Annotated in this window: 4 protein-coding genes; all 4 read left to right on the forward strand. The window is 38.8% G+C overall.

The annotated features are described in order from the left end of the window. Nucleotides 1-321: 321 nt before the first annotated feature. Nucleotides 322-642 carry a 2Fe-2S iron-sulfur cluster-binding protein gene (locus VE944_RS10030; RefSeq protein WP_324976005.1) on the forward strand — a complete coding sequence of 107 codons (321 nt, stop codon included), beginning with the start codon at nt 322-324 and terminating at the stop codon, nt 640-642. Nucleotides 643-789: 147 nt separating this feature from the next. Continuing rightward, on the forward strand, nt 790-969 hold the full coding sequence (locus VE944_RS10035; RefSeq protein WP_094351499.1) for a hypothetical protein: 180 nt from the start codon (nt 790-792) through the stop codon (nt 967-969). A 242-nt stretch (nt 970-1211) separates the two neighbouring features. Continuing rightward, entirely contained in the window at nt 1212-2732 is a 1521-nt protein-coding gene (locus tag VE944_RS10040) for a glycosyltransferase family 39 protein (protein ID WP_324976011.1), read from the forward strand. 179 nt (nt 2733-2911) lie between these two features. Continuing rightward, on the forward strand, nt 2912-3133 hold a 222-nt coding region (locus tag VE944_RS10045; RefSeq protein WP_324976014.1), incomplete at its 3' end, for a DUF3326 domain-containing protein.

Raw genomic sequence — 3133 nt, forward strand, 5'->3', positions numbered from 1 at the left:
CGCGTCACCAATTCCACATACAGCGACCAAGCCGCCTTCTTTTGTGTGGTGTCAACTTTCCAAGACATCGAACCAATGCCAAAAGGCAGACTTACAGATACAGTCTCTAAAGAAACGCGATCGCGCATATTCATAATAAGCAAATTTAATACATTTATTTGTGTATTGTATAGTAAATAATGTTACTAATTTATAACTTATTCAGAATTAGCTGTTATAATTTTTACTCTTTAACCTAAAGTTTTATAGTAACATCTGGATATTTTTAACTAATTCAGATAAACTAATACATTTGTCCGTTGCATCACGCTTCTTTTGTATATGCCCAAAACTTACACCGTAGAAATTGATCACCAAGGCAAAATTCATACCTTGCAAGTTCCTGAAAATGAAACGATCTTATCAGTTGCCGATGTTGCTGGTTTGGAACTGCCGAGTTCTTGCAATGCAGGTGTCTGCACAACTTGCGCCGGACAAATAAGCCAGGGAACTGTGGATCAAACTGATGGTATGGGCGTTAGTCCAGATTTGCAAAAGCAAGGTTACGTATTGCTTTGTATTGCTAAACCCCTTTCTGATTTGAAAATTCAGACGGAAAAAGAAGATGTACTTTATCAGTTACAATTTGGCAAAGGCAAATAATCAGCGAACAGTTATCAGTATATCGGATGATTGTTCATAACTGAATAACTGTTCACGGAGATTACCAAATCTGATAAATTACGCAAGTATTTCATTGCAGATGAAGTCAGCTATTCTAGAAACTACAAATCAACAGGATTTACCAAAATGACGACTCATTTTATTACCGCAGAAATTGATTTACAAGAAACTCCCGCAGAGTTACTAGAAGTAATTGAAACAGAGTTGAAGAAACAAGGTGAACCTCTGCGTTGGGCAGTTACTTCTGTGGATGCTGACGAACAAAAAGCTACAGTTGAAGCCGTGGTGACTACAGTCAAGAGTTAGGAGTCATTCAATCAATTGTTCGTTGACTGAAACCCTTGTAGAGACATAGTAGTGCTACGTCTCTACATTCATTTTAACATCCGCTAAACAAATAACGATTACTTAGTCAATAACATAAATATAATTGATTGAGCATAAAAGAGGAGGTTTGCTTGCGTTTTTTCCTTGTTATTGTGCTGGTATTGGGCATATTTTTCCGTTTTACTCACCTTGACTATAAAGTGTACTGGTATGATGAAGCTATGGGATCTCTGCGAGCTTCAGGTTATACCCAAGAAGAAGTTGTTCAACACTTTTCCAAAAAGTCAGTAGTTAGTGTAACCGAACTCCAGCGATATCAGCGCCCTGATGGAACAAGAAGCGTTATTGATGTAGTCGAAAGCCTAGCCAAGGAAGATCAGCAACATCCGCCGCTATACTTCAGTTTGCTAAGTTTTTGGTTCTATAGTATTGGTAGTTCAGTAGCATTAGCTAGGTTGTTACCTGTGCTGTTTAGTCTGCTAGTATTTCCATGCACTTATTGGCTGTGTCAAGAACTATTTGTTGAAACAGGCATTTTCGCTTCAAAGTTGCCTACATGGATAACGATAGCATTAATTGCTGTCTCGCCATTTCATGTACTTTACTCTCAGGAGTCGAGACAATACAGCTTATGGACTGTAACTATTTTACTTTCAAGTGCAGCTTTATTGCGGGCAATACGACTAAAAACCAGAATTAGCTGGGGTATTTATGCACTGACTCTAGCACTAAACCTTTATACGTTTCTTTTGGGTGGATTGGTGGCGATCGCTCATGGTCTTTATGTCATGATTATCTATGGGTTTCGCTATCGAAAGATTCTTAAAAGTTACCTTGTAGCATCTCTGCTAGGTTTTATGATTTTTCTTCCTTGGGTTTGGGTTGTCATCATTAATCACTCTCAAGCGAAGAAAGGTATTAATTCGCTATTCATCTACACTCTTAAAACCTCAGAACTAAGGGATATCTGGATTCAGCACCTTGGTCGGATCTTTTTTGATCTTAATCAAGAACCCTGGGATTTTTATGTGCATCGAGTGTTGTTAGTCTTGATCGTATATGCTTTTTATTGCCTGTGTCGTCAAACACCCATATCAGTTTGGTTATTGATTATCCTTCTGGCTGGCGTTAGCACACTGCCTTTAATAGTGCCAGATTTGATTTTCGGAGGAATGCGCTCCACAAAAGCACGATACCTAATTCCTAGTTTATTAGGAGTGCAACTAGCTATTGCCTACTTACTAGGAAGAAATTTAGCTAATCCTTCATTAAAATCTTGGCATCAAAAATTTTGGCAATTACTCTTAGTTATCCTAGTTTCGGGAAGTATCTTGTCCTGTGCTGTCAGTGCTCAAGCAACAGTTTGGCATAACAAAGAGCATAATGGTGAAAATATTGCTGTTGCAAAAATTGTTAATCAGACAACTCATCCTCTTTTAATTAGCAATACAGCAGTGGGTTATATTTTATCTTTAAGCTATTCACTTAACCAAAATTTACAAATTTTCCTTCAACTTTCCAAGACATTGAAAGTTTATCTGCCACCAGTAGAAGAATTAGAGCGTTTTAGTGATGTTTTTTTATACCGGAATCATCCTAGTAAGGTATGGCTTAAAGAATTAGCAAAACAGCAAAATTATAAATTTGAACCTATTGTATTTGGATTTGCTGAATGGTCAAAAGACCGACCTGTGCTTTGGAGAGTTACTCCGATTTTAAAAAAACTAGAGCAGCAAAGCTAGTACCGCTACGCGGAAGTCAAAAGTCAAGGGGCCATCCCAATTTTGCACAAACATTTTTATCCAACACCCTAGTGGCGCAAGGCGGAAGTCCAAAGCTAACACTGAGGGACTTGCCTTGACTTGTGCCGAGCGTAGTCGAAGTAGCGCAGTCGAAAGGAGTCGAAGTGTCAAAAGTCAATATACAACGTCCATACACTGCTATCTTAATCGTACCAACTGGCGTTGGGGCTGCCATTGGGGGTTATGCAGGAGATGCTTTGCCTGTTGCCAAAGTTATAGCACAGGTTTGCGATCGCCTAATTACTCACCCCAATGTCTTGAATGGCGCAAGTTTATATTGGAATCTTCCAAACGCTTTCTATGTTGAAGGTTACGGGCTTGACAAATTCGCTTCTGGATGT

The sequence above is a fragment of the Nostoc sp. genome, assembly GCF_035638895.1.
GTDB lineage: Bacteria > Cyanobacteriota > Cyanobacteriia > Cyanobacteriales > Nostocaceae > Nostoc.